General features: G+C 36.9%; 20 protein-coding genes. 11 read left to right on the top strand and 9 right to left on the bottom strand.

Annotation, left to right across the window (positions count from 1 at the left end; all coding sequences use genetic code 11):
• Window positions 1–167: 167 nt before the first annotated feature.
• Window positions 168–1,145, top strand: coding sequence for a polyprenyl synthetase family protein (locus tag Q0252_RS10800; protein WP_224136126.1), 978 nt, complete (start codon window positions 168–170; stop codon window positions 1,143–1,145).
• 50 nt (window positions 1,146–1,195) lie between these two features.
• Here the strand turns inward: Q0252_RS10800 and Q0252_RS10795 are convergent, their stop codons facing one another.
• The 3 genes from Q0252_RS10795 to Q0252_RS10785 are packed head-to-tail and all read right to left on the bottom strand — an operon-like array spanning window position 1,196 to window position 3,042.
• Window positions 1,196–1,792 (bottom strand): hypothetical protein, encoded by a 597-nt coding sequence (locus Q0252_RS10795; RefSeq protein WP_224136125.1) that lies wholly within the window; start codon window positions 1,790–1,792, stop codon window positions 1,196–1,198.
• A gap of 60 nt (window positions 1,793–1,852) precedes the next feature.
• Entirely contained in the window at window positions 1,853–2,506 is a 654-nt protein-coding gene (locus Q0252_RS10790) for a DJ-1/PfpI family protein (protein WP_297986159.1), read from the bottom strand.
• A gap of 2 nt (window positions 2,507–2,508) precedes the next feature.
• Window positions 2,509–3,042 (bottom strand): ferritin-like domain-containing protein, encoded by a 534-nt coding sequence (locus Q0252_RS10785; RefSeq protein WP_297986158.1) that lies wholly within the window; start codon window positions 3,040–3,042, stop codon window positions 2,509–2,511.
• A 436-nt stretch (window positions 3,043–3,478) separates the two neighbouring features.
• On the opposite strand from Q0252_RS10785, the gene Q0252_RS10780 reads away from it, so the two are divergent.
• Entirely contained in the window at window positions 3,479–5,905 is a 2,427-nt protein-coding gene (locus Q0252_RS10780; protein WP_297986156.1) for a thiamine pyrophosphate-dependent enzyme, read from the top strand.
• A 282-nt stretch (window positions 5,906–6,187) separates the two neighbouring features.
• Here Q0252_RS10780 and Q0252_RS10775 read toward each other — a convergent pair whose 3' ends face one another.
• Entirely contained in the window at window positions 6,188–6,448 is a 261-nt protein-coding gene (locus tag Q0252_RS10775) for a hypothetical protein (RefSeq protein WP_297986154.1), read from the bottom strand.
• A 111-nt stretch (window positions 6,449–6,559) separates the two neighbouring features.
• Between Q0252_RS10775 and Q0252_RS10770 the strand changes: the two genes are divergently transcribed.
• From Q0252_RS10770 to Q0252_RS10755, 4 genes are all read left to right on the top strand, one after another.
• Complete coding sequence (locus Q0252_RS10770) at window positions 6,560–7,639, top strand: acyltransferase (RefSeq protein WP_297986153.1); 1,080 nt, start codon at window positions 6,560–6,562, stop codon at window positions 7,637–7,639.
• 70 nt (window positions 7,640–7,709) lie between these two features.
• Window positions 7,710–9,101, top strand: a complete 1,392-nt coding sequence (lpdA, locus tag Q0252_RS10765; protein WP_297986151.1) for a dihydrolipoyl dehydrogenase — start codon at window positions 7,710–7,712, stop codon at window positions 9,099–9,101.
• A 208-nt stretch (window positions 9,102–9,309) separates the two neighbouring features.
• On the top strand, window positions 9,310–11,250 hold the full coding sequence (locus Q0252_RS10760) for an alpha/beta fold hydrolase (RefSeq protein WP_297986149.1): 1,941 nt from the start codon (window positions 9,310–9,312) through the stop codon (window positions 11,248–11,250).
• 69 nt (window positions 11,251–11,319) lie between these two features.
• A complete protein-coding gene (locus Q0252_RS10755) occupies window positions 11,320–12,096 on the top strand; it encodes a patatin-like phospholipase family protein (RefSeq protein ID WP_297986148.1) in 777 nt (258 codons plus the stop codon).
• Here the strand turns inward: Q0252_RS10755 and Q0252_RS10750 are convergent.
• Entirely contained in the window at window positions 12,093–12,950 is an 858-nt protein-coding gene (locus Q0252_RS10750) for an ion transporter (protein ID WP_297986146.1), read from the bottom strand. The two genes, Q0252_RS10755 and Q0252_RS10750, sit on opposite strands and share 4 nt — an antisense overlap.
• 53 nt (window positions 12,951–13,003) lie before the next feature.
• Between Q0252_RS10750 and Q0252_RS10745 the strand changes: the two genes are divergently transcribed.
• Both Q0252_RS10745 and Q0252_RS10740 read left to right on the top strand, forming a co-directional pair.
• Window positions 13,004–14,101: a Nif3-like dinuclear metal center hexameric protein gene (locus tag Q0252_RS10745; RefSeq protein ID WP_297986145.1), complete on the top strand. Its 1,098-nt coding sequence runs from the start codon at window positions 13,004–13,006 to the stop codon at window positions 14,099–14,101.
• 2 nt (window positions 14,102–14,103) lie between these two features.
• Window positions 14,104–14,883 carry a hypothetical protein gene (locus Q0252_RS10740; protein ID WP_297986143.1) on the top strand — a complete coding sequence of 260 codons (780 nt, stop codon included), beginning with the start codon at window positions 14,104–14,106 and terminating at the stop codon, window positions 14,881–14,883.
• Window positions 14,884–15,361: 478 nt separating this feature from the next.
• On the opposite strand, the gene Q0252_RS10735 is transcribed toward Q0252_RS10740, so the two are convergent.
• A complete protein-coding gene (locus Q0252_RS10735; protein ID WP_297986142.1) occupies window positions 15,362–16,204 on the bottom strand; it encodes a hypothetical protein in 843 nt (280 codons plus the stop codon).
• A gap of 245 nt (window positions 16,205–16,449) precedes the next feature.
• Window positions 16,450–18,228: a long-chain fatty acid--CoA ligase gene (locus Q0252_RS10730; RefSeq protein WP_297986141.1), complete on the bottom strand. Its 1,779-nt coding sequence runs from the start codon at window positions 18,226–18,228 to the stop codon at window positions 16,450–16,452.
• 145 nt (window positions 18,229–18,373) lie between these two features.
• On the opposite strand from Q0252_RS10730, the gene Q0252_RS10725 reads away from it, so the two are divergent.
• A complete protein-coding gene (locus Q0252_RS10725) occupies window positions 18,374–19,516 on the top strand; it encodes an acyl-CoA dehydrogenase (RefSeq protein WP_297986139.1) in 1,143 nt (380 codons plus the stop codon).
• A 21-nt stretch (window positions 19,517–19,537) separates the two neighbouring features.
• Complete coding sequence (locus tag Q0252_RS10720) at window positions 19,538–19,900, top strand: hypothetical protein (protein ID WP_297986137.1); 363 nt, start codon at window positions 19,538–19,540, stop codon at window positions 19,898–19,900.
• 72 nt (window positions 19,901–19,972) lie between these two features.
• On the opposite strand, the gene Q0252_RS10715 is transcribed toward Q0252_RS10720, so the two are convergent.
• Together Q0252_RS10715 and Q0252_RS10710 are read right to left on the bottom strand one after the other, a co-directional pair.
• The gene (locus tag Q0252_RS10715) at window positions 19,973–21,154 is read right to left on the bottom strand and encodes a DUF4349 domain-containing protein (RefSeq protein WP_297986135.1); all 1,182 of its coding nucleotides are present in this window, start codon (window positions 21,152–21,154) and stop codon (window positions 19,973–19,975) included.
• Window positions 21,155–21,431: 277 nt separating this feature from the next.
• The gene (locus Q0252_RS10710; protein WP_297986133.1) at window positions 21,432–23,027 is read right to left on the bottom strand and encodes a peptide chain release factor 3; all 1,596 of its coding nucleotides are present in this window, start codon (window positions 23,025–23,027) and stop codon (window positions 21,432–21,434) included.
• A 133-nt stretch (window positions 23,028–23,160) separates the two neighbouring features.
• Between Q0252_RS10710 and Q0252_RS10705 the strand changes: the two genes are divergently transcribed.
• Entirely contained in the window at window positions 23,161–23,760 is a 600-nt protein-coding gene (locus Q0252_RS10705; protein ID WP_297986131.1) for an AAA family ATPase, read from the top strand.
• Window positions 23,761–23,887 lie beyond the last annotated feature (127 nt).

The raw sequence follows: 23,887 nt of genomic DNA, 5'->3' as shown, positions 1-23,887 counted from the left end.
CTACATTTATGACAACAAAAGACCATAGCTGATTTTTTTTGTGGGAAAAATGCTTTGGATGGAATTAAGATTTTCTATTGATTTGCCTAAATCTTTCATGCTTTTTTAATTATATTTGCCTTCGTATCAAAATTACTTATTACTAATTACTCATTGCTCATAAATACGTGGCGAATATTGTAGAAGAAATCAAGAAACCGATTGCAACAGAAATGAAACTTTTTGAACAAAAGTTTTATGAGTCGATGCAGAGCAATGTGCCACTTTTAGACAAAGTCACCCGTTTTATCGTTACCACGAAAGGAAAGCAGATGCGCCCAATGTTTGTTTTTCTTTGTTCAAAATTGGTAGGAGAGGTGAACGAAAAATCCTTTCGGGGAGCTTCTATGATTGAGTTGATTCACACGGCGACTTTGGTTCATGATGATGTGGTGGATGAAAGTTTTAAACGGAGAAACTTCTTTTCTATCAACGCTTTATGGAAAAATAAAATTGCGGTTTTGGTGGGAGATTATCTTTTATCGAAAGCAGTTTTACTTTCAACCGACCATAAAGATTTTGATTTGCTTGCCGTGATTTCACGAACGATTCGAGAAATGGCGGAAGGTGAGCTTTTACAGCTCGAGAAAGCCCGAAAATTAGATATTACAGAGGAGGTTTACTACGAAATAATCCGTCAGAAAACTGCAACCTTGATTGCAGCGTGTTGCGAAATAGGTGTTCTTTCCAATAATGCAGATGAAAAAATGGCTGCCAAAATGAAAGAATTCGGAACTTTGACGGGAATGGCTTTCCAAATCAAGGACGATCTTTTTGATTACCTCACTTCAAACATCATCGGAAAACCAGTTGGAATCGATATTAAAGAGCAGAAAATGACTTTGCCTTTAATCTACACGTTAAGAACTGCGAATGAAACCGACCGAAAATATTACTTCAACACCATTAAACGCTACAACAACGACACGAAAAGGGTGAAAGAATTGGTGGAATTTGTAAAAAAATCAGGCGGACTGGATTATGCGATCGGAGTGATGAAAGATTTCCATCAAAAAGCGAAAGACATCCTCAATGAGTTTCCCGAATCAGAATCCAGACAGTCACTTCATCTCATGTTGGATTATGTAATCGAACGAAAATTCTAATTGTTCATTCAATCAAGATAATATAATTCCTGAAATTCAGAGGACAAATCTCACATTTTTATTAGTCCTTCAGTCAGAGATTTCCACTGGAATTTTGATCCCGCAATCATTCCTCCGATTGCCACTAAAAGATTTCTCGCTTTTTCCAGAAGATTTAAATTTTCAGTATTAGGTTCTTCATTTCTGCCATGAACTTCGGCGAAAATTTCTTCGCCAACGCGTCTGATCAGAAAGTTGGAAGTCGCCTTTTCATCAAAGAAATGAGCTACTTTTTCTTCTGGTTTTGTGGGATCGGACGATGGACGAACTCGAATGTAAACACTTTCAAAATTTAAATTTTTCTCTTCCTTAATCTCCTCAATTTTCACCCAGTCGAAACCGTCTCCAGTCGGATTGTGTAGCCCGGGAATTTTAATTTTGATAAAATTTCCAACCGCGGGATGATCCAGAAGAAAGTTTCCGTTAGCATCTGTCAGCGAAAATGATGCTTTCTCTTCACCTGCAAAAAGTTCCCAAGAATTCACATCAAGGAATCGTTTTCGCACCACTGTAAAATGTTCAATCGCCTGCGTTTCGTTCTCAAATTTGATGGAGGAAACCGTGTCACTAAATGCGCCTTCTTTCTGTTTTGGAATATCTGATTTCATATTATAAAATAAACTTTGCCAAAACTTTAAAATTTTGGCAAAGTTAAATATGTTTTAGTTTTAAGCCGGAACTACTGGATGAAGTTCACGATCCCAATTTCTTCCCGATGCAATGGCTTTTACAAAATCTTTCGGAGTTTTATCCACCAAAAGAGCTTTGTCATCTTTATCGGTAGGAATATCCGTGTTTTCTAACAATGTTTTCGCATTTCCTTCAATCGCAATTGCTTTGCAATGTTTAAAGGTTTCATTCAGCAAATGTTTTGCAACTTCGTGTTTTATAACTTCATTAGAAATTCCGTTTGGAACGAAAACCGCTGCGAAACAAACAGAAGTTACCGTTAGGAAATTTTCGTCCACTTTTATTTCCGTGCCTTTGTTTCCTTTTATTTTTCCCCCTTTCGGTGCAATAATTTTGCAACTTGCGCCTTCTTTTTCCAGAACTTTTTTGAACTGGTTGAAAGAATCTTCATCCACATTGCTATCGCATAAAATTCCAATGACTCTTGTTTTAATGTCGCCTTTGTTATGCGCTTCCATTGAAAGTTTTTCAGATTTTTCTTTCACAGAATTCGCATCTTTTGGTTGGTGATTTTTTGGGTTTTCATCTGCGCCGATATTTTGGTTCAATGGCATATCAACTTTCTTCGGAATGTCTATCCCAAGTTTGTCTGAGGATTTTAGCCAAAAAAAGCGGTCATAAAACCGCTTCACATTTATTTCGCTTTAAGGTTGATTTCAGTTTTTGCGAGTTTGGTTAAATCTTTGTCGCAGGTTTTTTCCTGTTTTAAAGTTTCCAGGAGGAGTTTCAAAACTTCTTTTTGTCCTAAAAGTTTGGCGTACGTCGCCAGTGTTCCGTAAGATGCAATTTCGTAATGTTCCACTTTTTGTGCGGCAGCGATAATTGCTGCGTCGCGAACTGCACCCGGTTCGGTTTCTTCCAAAATTCCTTCAGCTTCTTTCAAAAGTCCGTCCATCGCGTCACATTTCACAGCTTCGGGTTTCAATTTCAATGCTTTGAAGGCATCTTCCAGTCTTTTTACCTGACCTTTGGTTTCTTCCAAATGTCCTGCAATCGCAGCTTTTAGATTTTTTGAGGTTGCATTTTTTTGCATTTTCGGGAGATTTTTTACCAATGCTTTTTCAGCCCAATACAAGTCTTTAATCCCGTCTACCATAAAGTCTTTAAGTTGGTCAGCAGCATCTGCTTTGGGTTTCACTTTACCTGCAGTAGTGGTTTTCTTTGCCATGATTGTTTGATTTTTAATTGTTACTTCAAATGTATTTTAAAAAAAACTTATTAAAATGGCAAAATTTTAATTATATAAAAGAATGATTAAAAAGTATAAAAAGAAATTCTGATGTTAAGCTGGGTCTATTATATTTGATCACGAAAAAAATAATGCGTTTTCAATGACCTCCATCTTTTAGCAGAAACTGAGGATTTTTTTTGCCGGAGTTTCTTTATAGGGTAAATTGATTAGCGAAAAATTAAAAAAATTATGGATAAGATTTTTTAAGAAAATAACTCCACTAAAAAATATATTTCAGAATTACTTTGAGGTTTGGTGGAAATAGTTGGTCCCTTTTAATAATTCATAAAGATATTCAATAATTTTATCGATTTAATAATGGTATTAAATTCCAATTCAAAAAATAAGTATATTTGTAAAAACCAACGATTTTATGCAAACCACTTATATAGAAACTCAGGAAGTCACTTTTCAGGATTTTAAAAATGCGGTGCTCAAAGATTATAAAATGGGCAGAATTTCGCGGGAAATGGCACTTTTGGGGAGACGTGAAGTTTTAACCGGAAAAGCAAAATTCGGTATTTTTGGTGACGGTAAAGAACTCCCGCAATTGGCAATGGCAAAGGTTTTTCGTGACGGGGACTGGCGTTCCGGATATTACCGTGACCAGACTTTTTCATTGGTAGTTGGAGCTGTAACTGTTGAAAGTTTTTTTGCACAGCTTTATGCGGATACAAGTGTTGAGCGCGAACCTGCTTCTGCGGGACGACAAATGAATGGTCACTATGCTACCAGAAGTTTAAATGAAGACGGTTCATGGAAAGATTTAACAAAAATCAAAAATATTTCTTCCGATATTTCCCCAACAGCAGGACAAATGCCGCGTTTATTAGGTTTAGCGCAGGCTTCCAAAATTTTCAAACATGTAAAATTTGAAGGTTCTGAAAAATTCTCCAATAACGGTAACGAAATCGCTTTCGGAACAATTGGTGATGCTTCCACAGCAGAAGGTCATTTTTGGGAAACTTTGAATGCAGCGTGTGCTTTGCAGGTTCCCATGATTGTTTCTATTTGGGATGACGGTTATGGAATTTCGGTTCCCACGCATAACCAAAGAGCGCGAGTGGATATCGCGGAAATGCTTTCGGGTTTTCAAAGAAAAGAAGGCGAAAATCAGGGTTGCGAAATTATCCAGGTAAAAGCTTGGGATTATGCAGCTTTGCTGGATGCTTACGCACGAGCAGAACATTTTGCAAGAACTGAAAGTGTTCCAGTGGTGGTTCATGTCATTGAAGTGACGCAACCACAAGGTCATTCAACTTCCGGTTCTCACGAAAGATATAAAAATGAGGAAAGATTAGCTTGGGAAAGCGAATACGATGGTTTGGTGAAATTCCGCGAGTGGATTTTGAATTATTCAGTAGAAATTGATGGAAACGAAGAGATTCTTGCAACAGTTGAAGAGTTGGAAGCAATTGATGGTGAAGCCAAAAAAACAGCGAAAGACGGACAGAAAAAAGCCTGGGAAAATTATCAGGGTGCGATTTCTGAACTTAAGAGTCAGATTTTGCCATTGGTTGAAAAACTGATTGCAAATTCAGATGTTGCAGAAGAAATCAACAAATTCAACAAAATCATTTCGGTTGCTAAAAAAGATATTTTCCATTTGGCAAGAAAAGCTTTGCTGCTGACGAGAGGAACTTCTTCAACGGAAAGACAATGGCTTCAAAATAAATATGACGAAGTTTATAAAATTGAAAAAGACAATTATTCTTCACATTTATATTCACAGTCACAGTGGAAAGCGACTAATGTAAAAGAAGTCGCTCCAATTTTCTCTGAAGTTTCACAAGAAGTGGACGGAAGAGTAGTGATTCGTAATAATTTCGACAAAATTTTTGAAAAATATCCAGAAACTTTGGTTTTTGGTGAAGATGCCGGAAATATCGGTGACGTAAATCAAGGCTTGGAAGGAATGCAGGAAAAATATGGTGAATTGCGCGTTGCAGATACCGGAATTCGTGAAGCAACCATTCTGGGACAGGGAATCGGAATGGCAATGCGTGGTTTAAGACCTATTGCAGAAATTCAGTATCTCGACTATATTTTATACTGTCTTCAAGGAATGAGCGACGATTTGGCGACGGTTCAATACCGCACAAAAGGTGGACAAAAAGCGCCGGTAATTATCAGAACTCGTGGACACAGACTGGAAGGAATTTGGCATTCCGGTTCTCCAATGGCAGGAATTCTAAACCTTTCAAAAGGAATTAACATTTTGGTTCCACGAAACCTGACGAAAGCTGCTGGTTTTTACAACACAATGCTTCAAAGCGACGAACCAGCCGTAATTGTTGAATGTCTGAACGGTTACCGTCTGAAAGAAAAGCAACCGGACAATTTAGGTGAATTTACTGTTCCAGTCGGAAAAATTGAAGTGACGAAAGAAGGAAAAGACGTGACTTTAGTAACTTACGGTTCAACCTGGAGAATTGTGATGGAAGCCGCTGCAGAATTGGAAAAAGTGGGAATTTCTGCTGAAGTTATCGATGTACAGTCATTAATTCCGTTCGATTTAACCAATGAAATTGCTGAAAGTGTGAAGAAAACCAACCGTTTAGTCGTAATTGACGAAGATGTGGAAGGCGGAACTTCAGCGTTTATTTTGCAGCAGATTTTGGAAAAACAGAAAGCATTTAGATATTTGGACAGCGATCCTCTGACGATTTCTGCAGAAAATCACAGACCGGCGTATGCAAGCGACGGCGATTATTTCAGCAAACCGTCTGCAGATGATATGGTGGAAAAAATTTATGCGATGTTTACCGAGAGCAATCCGACGAAATTTCCAAAGATTTAAATCAATAAAAACAAAATAATTAAAGACGCAGATTGCGTCTTTTTTGTGGGTGAAAATCTGTAAATCAAACCCTTAAAAAATATACGTTTTATTGTTTTTCAAATTAACTTTGAGAAAAATTTTAGAAAATGAAAAATTTTGGCGATAACTTTCTAGTTGCATTAACCTGTATACAATGCATGAAGAACGGAGAAAATTAGATAGAGTATTAAAAGGAATTTCCTGGTTATCGTGTTTATTTTTATTAAGGCAAAAAAAAGAACTGCTTCAAAGCGGTTCCTTTTATTTTCCGAAAAGATTCCATTTCTTCGGTGGTTCCTCAATTTTTAGCATATTGTTCTTCTGAAGATCTTCCACAAATTCGTCTTCGTTATGGTAGCGTAATTCTATTTGCTCAAAAGTTGATTTCCGATGAGCATAGGCTTCCATAAATTCTTCATTTTCTTTAAACGATTGTAAATCAGACTTTCGCATCCACCGTACGAAATCGGAATTGCTGTTGGCAACAGTGCTTTTGTTTCGGTTGATTAATGTGTACTTCATCACGTCTTCTTCATTTTTTTGTAAAATTAGAAACTAATCTAACATCTGTATATAAAAGTTTTATTAAATTTTAGTTAATATTTTTGCGGTTTTCATAATTTTGAAGAAGTGATGGAAAGACGGATTTTTGGTTACGATTTTGTTCGGGCAATGGCAATACTTTTAGTAATGGCTGGTCATAGTCTTGGCTTTATTTATGCCGGAAGTTATTCGTTTTTCATTTCTTTTTTGTGTGGGTTTTTCGGAGTAGAACTGTTCTTTATTTTAAGTGGAGTGCTCATTGGGAAATTGCTTTTCAATGTATTTGAATCTAAAAACCTAGAAAAAAGTCTTAAAAACTTCATCCTCAGAAGATGGCTTCGAACGCTACCGCTTTATTTCATAATGCTTATCGTGTATTTTTTTGGGAATTACTTCTTTGATTCCGTACAGAATAAAGGCGTTTCTTTTTGGAAATATTTGTTTTTTATCCAGAATTTCTATGAAGTTCAGCCCACATTTTTTGGAATTTCCTGGAGTTTGAGTGTAGAAGAGTGGTTCTACGTTTTATTTCCTTTATCGCTTTTCTTTATTAAAAAGACTTTCCCAAATATTCAAACTAAAAATCTTTTCTTCTCAGCAGTTTTAATTTTCGTGATTTATTTTTTGCTGATGAGAATTTTAAATCTCAATGAAGGAAAATTTCACTTTTATGAAGGCGTTCGAAAAGTGGCGTTCTTTAGGCTTGATGCCATTGCCTTCGGTATTTTTTCGGTTTGGCTGATGGAATTTTCTAAAGAAAAAGTGTTCAAACTGAAGAATCTGCTTTTCATTTCAGGACTCATTCTTTTAGCCTTGAATCAATATATCATATTCAAAGACAACTATTCACATCTGAAATATTTCAACTCGGTATATTTTTCCGTTCTTGGAATTGGTTTGGCTTTGCTGTTTCCGTTTTTCACAAATTTAAATTGGAAAAAATCTGTAGTTACAAAATCCATCGTTTTCATCAGCAAAATTTCTTACTCGCTGTATTTGGTTCACTGGCTGGTTTTCCGTGGTCTTGAACTGAAGATGTTTTCTGCATTTCCATCTGAACTCAAATTTATCCTGTTCTTTATTTTGAGTTTTTGCGCGGCTGCATTTCTTTATTATGTGATTGAAAAGCCCATCATGAAATGGCGGAACAGGAATTTCAGTACAAGTTGAGAATTGAGGTTATGTAAATCATCTAAAAACCTCAAAAATTATCCGTAAATTCGCATCAAAATTAAAAATAATGAACTACGATATTATTGTCATCGGAAGCGGACCTGGAGGTTATGTTACTGCAATTAGAGCAGCACAGTTAGGTTTCAAAACTGCGATTGTTGAAAAAGAAAATTTAGGCGGAATCTGCTTGAACTGGGGATGTATCCCAACAAAAGCTTTGTTGAAATCGGCTCACGTTTTCCATTACCTGAAGCATGCTGAAGATTTCGGTTTGAATCCAGTTGAAAATCCCGGTTTCGATTTTTCTAAAGTAATCCAGAGAAGTAGAGGCGTTGCCAGTAAAATGAGCGGCGGAATTTCTTTCCTGATGAAGAAAAATAAAATCGATGTCATTATGGGAACCGCAAAAGTAAAAGCGGGCAAAAAAATTGACGTGGCTGATGCAGACGGAAAATCTACTGAATATTCGGCAAATCATATCATTATTGCAACCGGAGCTCGTTCCAGAGAATTGCCAAACCTTCCACAGGACGGTAAAAAAGTAATCGGTTACAGACAGGCACTTTCACTTCCAGAACAGCCAAAATCCATGATTGTAGTTGGTTCTGGTGCAATTGGTGTTGAGTTCGCGGATTTTTATAATTCAATGGGCACAAAAGTAACAGTTGTAGAATTTATGCCGAATATCGTTCCTGTTGAAGACGAGGAAATTTCAAAACACCTTGAAAAATCTTTGAAGAAAGCAGGTATCGAAATCATGACGAACGCTTCTGTGGAATCAGTTGATACTTCGGGAGAAGGCGTTAAAGCTAATGTAAAGACAAAAGACGGCAACATTACCTTGGAAGCAGATATTCTTCTTTCAGCGGTCGGAATTGCTGCTAATATTGAAGGTCAAGGTTTCGAAGAAGTGGGAATTCAGACCGATAAAGGCAGAGTTTTGGTGAACGAATGGTATGAAACTTCAGTTCCGGGTTATTACGCGATTGGCGATATCATCCCGACTCAGGCTTTGGCGCACGTTGCTTCTGCGGAAGGAATTACGTGTGTTGAAAAAATCAAAGGTCTTCACGTAGAAAAAATCGATTACGGCAATATTCCTGGTTGTACATATTGTTCACCGGAAATCGCTTCTGTTGGTTTAACTGAAAAACAGGCAAAAGAAAAAGGTTACGAAATTAAGGTTGGAAAATTCCCGCTTTCTGCTTCAGGAAAAGCAACAGCCAATGGAAATACCGACGGTTTCATAAAAGTAATTTTCGATGCAAAATACGGAGAATGGTTAGGTTGCCACATGATTGGTGAAGGCGTTACGGATATGATTGCAGAAGCAGTTGTAGCTCGTAAACTGGAAACTACCGGTCACGAAATCATCAAATCAATCCACCCGCATCCAACGGTTTCCGAGGCAATTATGGAAGCGGCGGCTGCAGCTTACGGTGAAGTGATTCACATCTAAAATTTGAAATTCGTAATACAATATTTGGGGCGCAATTTGTGTCCCATTTTTTTTGGAGCTTTTTCCCGTTTTCCGCTGTATCTTTTTGCTCGTCGTTCCTCCTCGCAAAAAGGATGTCGCTGCAACCGGGGCTATTTACGGTTTATGTTCAAAATTTTAAATAAAACACCTGAAAATATTCATAACTTAGTCAACAAATCAAAATAATATGAAAACCAAAACGATTATTGCAGCACTTTTTCTGAGTGTAAATATTTTCGCTCAGCAAAAAGAAGCCCTCGTTGTTCCCAACGAAAATTTAATTACCGAAAACATTCCTGCCATTCCGAAGAGCATGAATGAAAAAATCAAAAAATATTCCGAAAGTCGAGGAGCCAATTTCACTGCAATACATCCAAACGGAAAAGAACTGATTATGGTAACGCGTTTTGCATCAACCAATCAGTTGCACAAACTTTCTCAACCCATGGGAAACAGAAAGCAAATCACGTTTTTTGATGAACCCGTAAATTCAGCAGATTACGAACCGACAAAAGGCGAGTATTTAGTGTATTCGAAAGATATTGGCGGAAACGAGTTTGGACAACTTTTTAAACTCGATTTAAAAACTATGGAATCCACGCTTTTGACAGATGGCGGAAGAAGTCAGAACGGAGGAATTGTGTGGAAGAAAGACGGTTCCGGTTTTTATTTTTCATCCACGAAAAGAAACGGAGGCGACCGCGATATTTATTACATGAATCCCAATAATCCGGCTGAAAACAAACTTGTGCTTGAAGTAAAAGGCGGAGGTTGGGGAATGAGCGATATTTCTGAAGATGGTAAAAAAATATTGGTTGGAGAATATATTTCCGCTAACGAATCATATATGTATCAGCTTGATACCGCAACCAGAAAATTGGAACCCATTACCGACAGAACCGAAAAACATATTGTCCAAAGTGGTGCGAAATTCAGCAAAAATCCCGACGAAATTTGGTTTACAACCGACCGCGACAATGAATTCGAAAGATTGGCCACAAAAAATCTGAAAACCGGAAAAATTGAATATTATACTTCATCAATTCCATGGGAAGTTTCCGGTTTTTCGCTTTCAAAAGATAAATCGAAATTGGTTTTTGCCACCAATGAAGGCGGTTTGAATAAACTGTATTTGATGGATACCTCTTCTAATAAATATTCAGAAATCAAAGGTCTTCCGGTTGGTTTGATTAATAATTTTGATTTTACTGAAGACGGAAAATCATTGTTCTTTTCACAATCAACTTTCGATTCTTCGTCAGATATTTACCGATTGGATTTAGCTTCCAACAAAATTGAAAGATGGACGGAAAGTGAGCAGGGCGAAATGCAGAAATCCGACATGGCACAACCAAAACTCATCGAATGGATAAGCTTCGACGGCATGAAAATCTCAGGATTTTATTATCCGGCTTCTAAAAAATTCACGGGAAAAAGACCGGTTCTCATCAATATTCACGGTGGTCCTGAAGGTCAAAGTATGGCTTCATCTTTAGGTTCCGGCAATTATTACACGAACGAACTGGGAATTGCAACCATTTATCCCAATGTAAGGGGTTCTTCGGGATTTGGGAAGAAATATCTTGCGAGCGACAATGGTTTCAACCGTATGAATTCCGTAAAGGACATCGGCGCTTTGTTGGATTGGATTGCCAATCAACCTGAACTCGACAAAGACCGAATTATGATTATGGGTGGAAGTTACGGCGGTTTTATGACGTTGGCCACAGCGTACGAATATGCAGATAAAATTCGTGCTTCGGTTGATGTCGTAGGGATTTCAGACTTCAATACGTTCCTTAAAAATACGGAAGAATACCGTCGAGATTTAAGACGTGCAGAATATGGCGACGAACGCGACCCTAAAATGAGCGAATTTTTCACCAAAATTGCTCCTTTGAACAACACTTCAAAAATTAAAAAACCCATGTTCATCATTCAGGGAACAAATGATCCAAGAGTTCCTGTGACAGAAGCCATTCAGATGCGCGATAAGTTGAAAGCGCAGGGCAATACCGTATGGTATCTTGAAGCCAAAAATGAAGGACACGGTTTCCGTAAAAAAGAAAATATTGATTACCAAAGATTGGCGGTAATCAAATTCATGCAGGAATATCTGCTGAAATAATTATGAAGCAAATAACGAAAAGCCACTGCGAAAACGGTGGTTTTTATATTTTTACAGAAAGAATTTAAAATGTACAGTCTCGGTATTGCTTTTTGTGGTGGTGGTTCTAAAGGAATTGCACATGCTGGAGTTATCAAGTTTTTAAACGAACAGGAAATTGTTCCCGATGTTCTTGCAGGAACAAGTGCAGGAGCAATTGTGGCTTCCATGTATGCTGCAGGAAAAAAGCCAGAAGAAATTGTAACGTTTTTCAAATCGGTCTATTTTTTCAAATGGAACCATTTTGCGTTGATGAAACCGGGTGGATTTATTCATTCAGACGTGTTTAAAAAATATCTGAATCCAATCTTTAAAGACCTGGTTTTGGATGATCTGGATAAAAGAGTCTTCATCACCGCCACCAATATTGTAAGCGGAAAATTGGAGGTTTTTGGCGGACAGACGAAAGTTGTGGACGCCTTAATTGCTTCATGTGCAGTTCCGATGGTAGCAACACCATATAAAATTGGTAATGACCTTTACAACGACGGTGGAATTCTAAATAATTTTCCTGCTGATGTTTTGAAATATGTAAGTAGAAAGATTATCGGTGTTTATTTTTCGCCACAACAACAGGTTGAAGCTTCCGACTTAAAATCGATGATTGATGTTACTTCCAGAGCTTATGATTTGATGACAACTCAGGCTGAATTAGGAAAAATGACGACTTGTGATTGGTTTATCAATCCTACCGAACTGCAGAAATACAACCTTTTCGAGACCAAACAAAAAAGGATGGATGAAATTTTCAAAATTGGATATGAAGCCGCCAAAGAAAGTTATACTGATACACTCAATATCAGTTAATTTAAAGTATCGTCCATTTTTTCGCCGCATCTTTTACAGTAATTCGCATCATCATCAATGTCTTCGTTGCCGCATCTTTTACAGATTTTTTCGAAATTTTGTCTTTTATTTCGCATTTCCGCTGTTACAATTCCCGTAGGAACCGCAATAATGGCATAACCTGCCAGCATCAGTAGAATCGAGAAAAATTTTCCCAGCGGTGTGGTTGGCGAAACGTCGCCATAACCTACCGTGGTTACCGTAACTACCGCCCAGTAAATACTTTGCGGGATGCTTTCAAAACCTTCCTTGTGACCTTCTACCATGTACATGAGTGAACCTACAATTACATTAAAAATCATCAGAAAAAGCAGAAAGATGTAAATTTTTCTGGAGCTGTTCTTCAACGCCTTTACGATCAGGTAGCCGTCATTCATAAAATCCAGCAGGTTCAGGATCCGGAAAACCCTTAGCATTCTCAACATTCTTATAATGAGGAAAAATTTGGTTACCGGGAAGAAAATACTCAGATAAAAGGGTAGAATGGATAGCAGGTCGATCATCCCGAAAAAACTAAAAATATAATCTTTTTTATTTCTGATGATGCTGATCCTCAAAATATATTCAATGGTGAAAAAAATGGAAATAATGATCTCCAAAACGATAAAAACAGTATGGAACCGTTTGTCCAGCGAAGGAACACTTTCCATCATAACGATGAAGGTACTTAGCGAGATGAGTACCAGTAAGCAGATATCAAAAAGTTTCCCCAGTGGTGTGTCTGCGTGATAGATAATGCGGAATAACTGCCGCTTCCATTTTTTGCGTCCTGGAATTAGATTATGTTCTTTTTCTATTGCATGATGTGCATCCATAAACTGCTGATTTTCGAAATTATTCCTATTTTCGTTGAAATTAAGGACTTTTTATGAAAATAAAAGAATTTATTTCGGAATTTGAACAGATTATTCCCTCCAAACAAGCCGAAGATTTCGACAACGTTGGTCTTTTGTGCGGAAATCCGGACCGGGAAATCACAGGGATTCTCGTTTGTCATGACGCTTTGGAAAACGTGATTGACGAGGCGATTTCGAAGAATTACAATTTGGTTTTCACTTTTCATCCGATTATTTTTTCGGGTTTGAAATCTTTAACCGGAAAAAATTATGTAGAACGCGCTGTTCTGAAAGCTATCGAAAATAAAATTGCGATTTATGCTTTACACACGGCTTTCGACAACGATTTTTTTGGAGTGAATTATGGTATTTGCGAAGCCTTAGGTTTAAAAAATCAGAAGATTTTAATGCCGAAAATGCAAAATTTGAAGAAGTTGGAAGTTTTTGTTCCGAAAGATGATGCAGAAAAAGTGAAGGAAGCGCTTTTCGAAGCCGGAGCAGGAAATATCGGTTTTTATGATGAATGCAGTTTTAGTATTTCCGGAACGGGAACATTCAGACCCAATGAAGGTTCCAATCCTTTTTCGGGGACGCAAAATGTTCGTGAAAATGCTGATGAAGTGATGATATCTGTAATTTTTGAAGCGTTCAAACAACATCAAATTATTTCAGCGATGAAATCGGCTCATCCTTACGAAGAAGTCGCATATCAGCTGATTTCGCTTGAAAACGAAAATCAGTATTCCGGTTTGGGAAGATTCGGTGATTTGGAAACGGAACTTTCGGAGGAAGAACTCCTGAAATTCGTAAAAGAAAAATTTGGTTTGAAAGTGATTCGTCATTCTTCATTCAATTCAAAAAAAATCAAAAGAATAGGCGTTTTGGGAGGAAGTGGTGCAAGTGGAATTAAAGCTGCTTTAAGCGCAGGTTGCGATGCTTATTTGACAGGAGATGTAAAATACCACGATTTTTTCGCGGCCGAAAATAAAATGCTCATCTGCGACATCGGACATTTCGAATCGGAACAGTTTGTAACCCAACAATTAATTGAGATTTTATCAGAAAAATTTCCTAAATTTGCAATCGCTAAATCAGGCGAAAATACAAACCCAGTAAATTATTTCTTTTAGATATGGCTAAAAAAACAATCGAAATTTCTGTTGAAGAAAAATTAAGAGCACTTTACGACCTGCAGATTATCGACTCCAGATTGGACGAAATCCGCAATACAAGAGGTGAACTTCCTATCGAGGTGGAAGATTTGGAAATTGAAATTGAAGGTCTTGAAAAAAGAGCTGAAAAGTTTCAAGGCGAGGTAAAGGAGCAGAATGACGAAATCAACAACAAAAAAGAGGTGATTAATCATGCTAATTCTTTAATCGAAAAATATAAATCTCAGCAGGACAACGTAAGAAACAACAAGGAGTTTGAAGCACTTGGAAAAGAAATTGAGTTCCAGGAACTTGAAATTCAACTGGCTGAAAAAAGAATAAAGGAATTTGATGCCCGCATTTCGGTGAAAAGCGAAACTTTGGACGATCTGAATTCTAAAATCGAAGATTTGAAACAGCACCTTAAATTCAAAAAAGAAGAATTGGAAGGTTTGGTTGCTGAAACGCAGAAAGAAGAAGAATACCTGTTGAACAAATCTCAGGAATTCGCTACAAAAATCGACGAAAGACTGTTGGCTTCTTACAACAGAATCCGCACAAACTCCGGGAACGGACTTGCTGTAGTTGGTTTGGAAAGAGGTGCTGCGAAAGGTTCTTTCTTCACAATACCGCCACAAAAGCAAATGGAAATTGCGCAGAGAAAGAAAATCATCATCGATGAGCATTCCGGAAAAATTTTGGTAGACGACGATTTGGTTGTTGAAGAAACTGAAAAAATGAAAGAAATAATTAAGTTTTAATTGACCTTTCTTGAAAATAAGAAGCCGCAGAAAAATCTGCGGTTTTTTTGTTACCTTGATATATTTAAAATGAGTCGTTAAAGTTAATATTCAACTCATTTTTTCGGCAATATAATGTTAAATGCAGGTGGATTAAAGAAAATTTATATAATAATATTATTTGTTTTTAGTATTTCTAAAATAATTTGCAGTCAGTTTAATAGTTGAGAATAAACCTGAAGCTATTAAAAACCAAATCACTAAATAGTTAGTTTTAAATGGTGATGAAAAAGTTGGTCATTGAAGTTAAACATAAAAAAATCCGATTAATGAAAACACCCAAAATATAATTAAGAAAGTTTTGTTTGGGGTTAAATACCAATTATTCTGTGTTTTTGAATTAATCACCTTTATTTAATATTTTTCCTTTGTTGATAAATTTATGTGATCGATTGGCACACTTGCAGCTAACGGAAAACCGATGTTGTAGGCAGTCTTTTTATCCGTTCAATGCACAATCAGAACAATTTCCCGCATCACAGTATTTCGTTCCTAACATTGATTTTAAAACACAACCTGAACCTTTATAACATTTACAAGATACACCACCACCATCTCCAGGGTCAACAATTTTCAGATTTAAATCATTAATAATAGAAGAATTTTTAGGTATTGGAACTAAGATTTCATTACCAAAAAAATCAACTTTTGTGTAAGTGTAGTTAGTTGGTATGTTAAATGAATTATTTTTAATAAAGTCTGGTATGTTTTCTCCATAGATAACTTTATATAAATTAGCAATTTCATTTCTAACCTCTTTACATTTAAAAAAGTCTTCGCTTATTCCATATTGGTGTTTAGAAACGTTTGTTGTAAATTTTCCACTTACGTTTGCGAACAGTTTAACTGGTTTTCTTTCGTCCATTAATCCTATAATTTCAATGACTTCATTAGATCCAATTCTAGTAGTCTTCATTGAACAAACGCTGCAATTTTCGTTCATAACACAATAATAGTCACCATCATATTTCACAGGTGAACATCCTGTTCCTCGTGTACAAGTACATCTTACACCCGCTTCAGGTAAACGGTATACCTCTCCTTTTGAATCTTTCACAACAAAAAAAACGTCTTCAGGCAATGAAATCTTTATAACATCGTGAACTTCTGTCTCGACTGCTTTACTATCTAAAGGAAATGGAATTCCTTTAATTCCTGATTGTTGGATTTTTGCTATTTTGGCTTGGTCAGTTAGTTCTTTTACATTTATTTCCTCGTTTCTTGAACAAGAACATAATAGAAATCCAATAAAAACATATAATAAAAAATTTATCGTTTTCATAATAAAATGGATTTAATTAATTGCTACTCTTTTGATTTTCGCTTACTCAAATACTCTTTTATTTACAGTTGATTTTCTTTTTCACATACTCAACTTTTCGGATTGTCAGTCCATATTTTGACATATTTTTGTTTAAGATTGCCTACAACACTCAAATATAAGCAACTTTTGTACGTGTTTAAATTATTTTTTAAAATTTCAAATTTTAACCAAACAAAAAACCCGGCTCAAACCGGGTTTTTGTTTTATGCTTCGTGGCCGTACATTTTATTGTACAAATCGATATATTTTTCTTTTACGGCTTTTCGTTTCAGTTTTAAAGTTGGCGTCAGTAACCCCAAATCGATGGACCAAACATCCGGAGTCAGCTCGAAACGTTTAATCTGTTCCCAACTTCCGAGCTTCGTGTTCAGATAATCAATCTCTTTACCAATTCTTTCCTTTAATTCTTTACTCTGAGACATTTCTGCTGGTGTAGCTCCAATATTGAGGTTGTGGCGTTCTGCCCAATGTTTAGCGAAAACATAGTCAGGTTGTACCAAAGCAGTCGGCATTTTTTCGCCGTCTCCAACTACCATAATCTGCTCAATAAATTTGGAAGCTTTCGCAAGGTTTTCAATTACCTGTGGTGCAATATATTTTCCACCCGAAGTTTTGAACATTTCTTTTTTACGGTCGGTAATTTTCAGGAAACCTTCGCTGTCGAAATGGCCAATATCACCTGTTTTAAAGTAGCCATCTTCGGTAAAGACTTCTTTCGTCATTTCCTCATTTTTGAAATATCCTTTAAAAACAGATGGTCCTTTCACCGTAATTTCTCCATCCTCCTGAATTTTTGCATCCAGATTGTCCAAAACATGACCCACAGTTCCGATTTTTAATCTGTCGAAAGAGTTTACAGAGATTACCGGAGAAGTTTCCGTTAAACCATAACCTTCCAAAATTGGGATTCCCGCATTCTGGAACATTTTGTTCAGCCTTTCCGAAAGCGCAGCAGAACCGGAAACCAAAGTCACGATATTTCCACCCAAACCTTCTCTCCATTTAGAGAATACCAGTTTATCGGCAATAATTTCTTTAATTCCGCTTGGTTTGCCGATCTTTTGTTTGGCCTTGTTCACACCTAAAGCCCAAAGGAAAATTTTGGTTTTCAGACCTCCTGCACTTGTTCCCTTATCGTAAATTTTATCGTAAACTTTTTCAATTAATCGTGGAACCACACTCATGTAGTGAGGTTTTACTTCCTTCACGTTTTCGCCCATTTTATCAATGCTTTCTGCAAAGTGGATGCTGAAACCGTTGTACATGAAAAGATAGAACAGCATTCTCTCGAAAATATGGCAAATCGGCAGGAAACTTAATACACGAGTGTCTTTGTAATCCAGACCTCTTTTTCTAGGGATTCTGTGGTCCGAACCTAACACATTCGACACAATATTCTGGTGCGAAAGCATTACGCCTTTTGGTTTTCCTGTAGTTCCGGAAGTGTAAATAATCGTCGCTAAATCTTCTGGATTAATGGTTTTTGAAAGGTCTTCCACCTCCTGTTGTGTAGTATCATCCTGACCTAAATCCAAAACTTCTTTCCAGTTCGGAGCTCCATCAATATTATCAAAGGTGAAAACACCCTTTAAAGTAGGAACATTGGCTTTAATTTTCATCACTTTATCCAGCAAATCTCTGTCGGAAACAAAACAGTACTGTACTTCAGCATTGTTGAAAATAAAATCGTAATCTTCCGGAGAAATCGTAGGATAAACAGGTACGGAAACTGCTCCAATTTGGGAAATTCCCAAATCCATTACTGCCCATTCTGTGCGTGAAGCGGTGGTGATTAAAGCAATTTTATCGCCGGGTTTTATGCCCAGTTTCAGTAAACCGCGGGAAATCATATTTCCTTTGTTGATAAACTCTGCAGTGGAAATTTTTTCCCATTCACCGTGATATTTCGTTACGAAAATATCATCCTTAGGAAATTTGTTGTGCGTATGATGTGCGCAATCAAATAGTCTTCTAATCGACATAAATATTAATTTATTTTTAATTTAAATTTAACAGAGATTGGTTCTCGTAAAAATATCATTTTTATTTAATTCAGCAAAAAAAGAAAATTTTTCAGTGTTTTTGGGAAAAAGTGTATTTTTGGGACAATTAAAAATTATACATTTTATGAACTTTAACTTAACTGAAGAGCAGTTGATGATTCAGCAGGCAGCAAGAGATTTTGCACAAACAGAACTTTTGCCCGGCGTAATTGAAAGAGACAGAGACCAGAAGTTTCCACATGAACAGGTTAAGAAAATGGGAGAATTAGGCTTCCTTGGAATGTTCATCGATCCAAAATATGGAGGAGCGGGAATGGACTATATTTCTTACGTTGTTGCGATGGAGGAAATTGCAAAGGTTGATGCTTCTGCAGCAGTTGTAATGTCGGTGAACAACTCTTTGGTTTGTGCTGGTTTGGAAAAATATGCAAGCGAAGAGCAAAAAATGAAATATTTGGTTCCTTTGGCAAGTGGACAAGTTATTGGAGCTTTCGCGCTTTCCGAGCCTGAAGCTGGTTCTGATGCCACTTCGCAAAGAACTACAGCGGAAGATAAAGGAGATTATTACCTTTTGAACGGTATTAAAAACTGGATTACCAACGGTGGGAATGCAACTTATTATATCGTAATCGCACAAACTGATCCTGAGAAAAAACATAAAGGAATTAATGCTTTTATCGTTGAAAAGGGATGGGAAGGTTTCGAAATCGGTTTGAAGGAAGATAAACTGGGAATTAGAGGAAGTGATACACATTCTTTAATTTTCAACAACGTAAAAGTTCCGAAGGAAAACAGAATTGGTGATGATGGAGCAGGTTTCGGAATTGCAATGGCGATTTTGAACGGTGGTAGAATTGGGATCGCTTCTCAGGCTTTAGGAATCGCTTCCGGAGCTTACGAACTGGCTTTGAAATATGCCAAAACAAGAAAAGCTTTTGGAACAGAAATTATCAATCACCAAGCAATTGCATTCAAATTAGCAGATATGGCAACGCAGATTACAGCTGCAAGAATGTTGTGCTACAAAGCAGCTTCCGAAAAGGATGAAGGAAAAGACATTTCTGAAAGTGGAGCAATGGCAAAACTGTATTCTTCACAAGTTGCCATGGATACTACTGTTGAAGCGGTTCAAATCCACGGAGGCTACGGTTATGTGAAAGAATATCACGTGGAAAGAATGATGCGTGATGCAAAAATTACTCAGATTTATGAGGGAACTTCTGAAATTCAGAAAATCGTGATTTCAAGAAGTATTTCTAAAAATTAATATTAAAACTAAAAACAGACGATGAAATATTTTTGGATAAGTTTGGCTTTTGTACTGCTGCTTTTGGGTGGTTTTATCTGGTACAAATACTTTTTTGTTTTCGGTGAAGGCGTAAAATCCGGTACACTCAACTACGTGGTGAAGAAAGGATATCTCTTCAAAACCTACGAAGGTAAACTGATTCAGGAAGGATTCGGACGCGGAAAAACAGGAGCTTTAACCAGCTACGAATTCGAATTTTCTATCGAAGATGCAAATGTTGCCCAACAAATGGAGCAAAACAGCGGAAAATATTTCGACTTGCATTACAAAGAATACAAAGGTGCTTTACCTTGGAGAGGGAACAGCGTTTATGTTGTAGATAAAGTAGTCAGCATGAAATAAAAGAAAGCCTTCCAAATTTTCGGAAGGCTTTTTTAAATTTAAATTTCCTTAAGCAAAAACTTCGTTGAGCGATTAATTCTTCGGCAAGTACTTCGAGTAATCCGTTTCATCACCTCCATCTTTCTTCACTTCAGAAGTTGTTTCGGTAGAAGTCTGGTTTTCCGTAGGATAGTGCGCCTGAACTCTTTGCTGATTCAAAATCTGCTGCCTTTCGAATTCCTCGCGTTCTTTTTTCTTTTTATTACGGGCAACGAAATACCAAATCAAACCTCCAATTAAGAAAATCGGCCAAAAAGGAAGCAACATCAGAAAACCATCTCCTAAAACTATAAAACCTTTCATAAAAGCGCCAGAAGATTTTTCTCTGTAAGAATCAGGATTGCTGGAAGTGTCGTTATTCGCCATTTGATTGTCCACCAATTCGCTTTGTACCAACGTGATTTCGATGTCGCACATTTGGTTCGGCTGATAATCGGTTCCTTCAGATTCTGTATTTTTCATTCTCACATCACCCAAACTGTTCGAAGCAGAACCAACAAGCTGTTCGAAATTTTTTAAAGGAACTTTTACCGTTAAATATTCTTTTTTTACACCTTCATTTTCGGTAAAATTCTCCGTTACTAAATCTCCATTGCTGTCGCGTATTTGCTGTTGAAGCATGGCTTTAGCATTCGATAAATCCTTCACACTGATTTCCAGTTTTGCCGTTTTCGTTACAGGGTCTTGCTGAATGACTGGCGGAACAACAATTGTTGGATTTTGCTGTGTTTGTTGTGCTTGCGGATTTTGCGTTGCAGGATTTTGCTGCGAAGTTTTATTAGTAGTACTTGTTTGTGGTTTGGTCTGCTTTAAAATTTTGTCTGCGGTTTTCGTTAGAACTGAAATCGCGTTTTCACCGTTTTTTAAAGCCTGATTGGCAGAATCTAAAGTTTTTGCGACCTCAGTTCCGTTCTTCACATGTTTCGTGATTTTTTCAATGTCTTTGTTGATGGAATCTATTTTATAATTGCCGCTCTTAATAGTGCTGTCAATCATTTTTTTCTGCTTCTCGATTTCCGGAATGATAACTTTTCTGGCAATTCCGTTCGAATCGTTGATGGTTTTTGAAATAGAATCCAGCGTTTTGAAACCTTCGTTGGCTTTCGTGAAAAGACTGTCGGCTCTTTTAATACTGTCCGTTGTCTGCTGAATTTCAGATTTACTGCAGGAAATAAGTGCTCCTGCTACAAAAACTGAAAGAAAAAATTTCTTCATCGTTATAATTTGTTTTTAACACGAAACATGAAGCAATTTACGTTCCCGAATTTTCTCTTTTTGTATAAGTTGGTTTAAATTTTATTTAAATGCTTTAAAATCAATAATTTGTAAATCAGTTTTACAATCGTTTCACAAAAAAAATCTTCAGAATTTCTGAAGATTAAGTAAAAAATTATCCCCTATTTTATGGTTCCTGGAGAGTTCACCATCCGGAATATTTCCCCGAAATCTTTTTTCCGTTCAACAGTTAATATTGAAATCCGTACTGTGATAGTTATTCGTTGTGAAATTCGCTGATAAAGTGAAGTTTGATATTCGGAAATTTTTCCTGAGTCATGTGAATCGTGAACGAAGAATCTGCTAAAAATACCAACTGATTGTATTTGTCTCTTGCCAAAAATCTTTGTTTCAATCTCGCAAATTCTTTGAATTCTTCTGATTTTTCATCGGCTTCCACCCAACATGCTTTATGAATGGAAAGTGGTTCGTATGTACATTTTGCTCCGTATTCATGTTCCAAACGGTACTGAATAACTTCGTACTGAAGTGCTCCCACCGTTCCGATAATTTTTCGGCCGTTCATTTCGAGCGTAAACAACTGTGCAACACCTTCGTCCATCAATTGGTCAACGCCTTTTGCCAATTGTTTTGCCTTCAATGGGTCATCGTTGTTTACATAACGGAAATGTTCTGGTGAGAAGCTCGGGATTCCTTTGAAACTCAATTTTTCTCCCGCCGTTAAAGTATCTCCAATTCTGAAATTTCCGGTATCGTGTAATCCGACAATATCCCCCGGAAAACTTTCGTCAACTACCTCTTTTTTATCAGCGAAGAATGCATTTGGAGCAGCAAATTTCATTTTCTTGCCTTCACGAACAAGAAGGTAATTTTCATTTCTTTTAAAAGTTCCGGAAACAATTTTCACGAAAGCCAATCTGTCGCGGTGTTTCGGGTCCATATTGGCGTGGATTTTGAAAACGAAACCGGTGAAGTTTTTCTCTTCAGGTTTTACGATTCGCAAATCCGATTCTTTGGGTTGTGGCATCGGAGCGATGTCGATAAATGCATCCAAAAGTTCTCGAACCCCAAAATTATTTAAAGCAGAACCGAAAAATACAGGCTGTAAATTTCCGTTCATATAATCTTCGCGGTTGAATTCCGGATAAACAGATTCTACCAATTCGAGTTCTTCTCTTAAAGTTGCCGCTGCTTTCTCACCGATAATTTCATCAACTTTTGCGTCATGAACGTCATCAATTTTTACAGAATCTCCAACTTTTTGTTTTTTCTCTTCTAAAAATAATTGGATGTTGTTTTCCCAAATATTATAGATTCCCTGGAAGTCGCTTCCCATCCCAATTGGCAAAGAAAGTGGACAAACTGTTAAACCTAATTTTTGTTCTACTTCATCCAGCAAATCGAATGCATCTTTACCTTCACGGTCCAATTTATTAATGAACACCAACATCGGAATATTTCTCATTCTGCAAACCTGAACGAGTTTTTCCGTCTGTTCCTCAACACCTTTTGCCACGTCTATTACAACAATTACAGAATCTACTGCCGTTAAAGTTCTGTATGTATCCTCCGCAAAATCTTTGTGGCCTGGAGTATCGAGAATATTGATTTTATGACCTCTATATTCAAACGCCAAAACCGAAGTCGCCACAGAAATCCCTCTCTGTCTTTCAATTTCCATAAAGTCGGAAGTGGCACCTTTCTTAATTTTATTGGATTTTACTGCTCCCGCTTCCTGAATTGCACCTCCAAAAAGCAACAGTTTTTCTGTAAGTGTGGTTTTTCCGGCATCGGGGTGAGAAATAATCCCAAACGTTTTTCTTTTTTCTATTTCCTTGATTAAATCTGACATATGAAAATTTATGGCTGCAAAAATCGGGAATTTTAGCGAGATTTGAAAGAGGAGAGTTGCGCTTTTTTCGAATGTTGAATCCCTATTGAGCTGTGATTTCAAATTATTTATATTTGTTTTCAAATAAAATGCAATGCCGAAACGCCTTATACTAGTTACGTCGCCTCCTGCTTCTGGAAAAACTTATATTTCAAAAAAGCTTTCCGAAAATCTGAAACATATTGTTTATCTTGATAAGGACACCTTGATTCCTTTAAGCAAGCAGATTTTCGCCGTTGCCGGAGAAGAATACAACCGCAGTTCTGAATTTTTCGAAAAATACATCCGCAATTATGAATATGAAGCGATTGTTGACTTGGCTTTGGACGCTTTGAATTACGATAATTTCGTCTTGATTAACGCCCCTTTCACCAGAGAGATCCGCGATGTGGATTATATGAAGAATTTAAAGGAAAAACTCAAAAAATTTAATGCGAAACTGACAGTGATTTGGGTAGTTGCAACGCCTGAAGTTATTCATGAAAGAATGATAGAAAGGAATTCCGACCGAGATACCTGGAAACTGCAGAACTGGGATGAATATGTAAAAACCATCGATTTTTCGGTTCCGAAAACCATTGACAATCCCGATGATGATCTGGATTTTTTGGTGTTTGAGAATTCTTCTGATGAAGAGTATCAAACTTCAATGAAAAGAATTGTGGAGCAGCTGGAAAGCGATATTGAATATTAAAAATTATCTTTGTTAAAATTATGAACTGATGAGTTTGAAAAATTCTTCTTTACCCAAATATATTTTCGACTGGAAAGGGGCTTTAATATTGTTTTTAGGAGCTTTGGCGCCATCAATTATTATCGCT

Origin of the sequence: uncultured Chryseobacterium sp., from assembly GCF_936933875.1 — a bacterium.
Classification (GTDB): domain Bacteria; phylum Bacteroidota; class Bacteroidia; order Flavobacteriales; family Weeksellaceae; genus CAKZIK01.
This window is presented reverse-complemented; position numbering and strand designations above follow the sequence as displayed.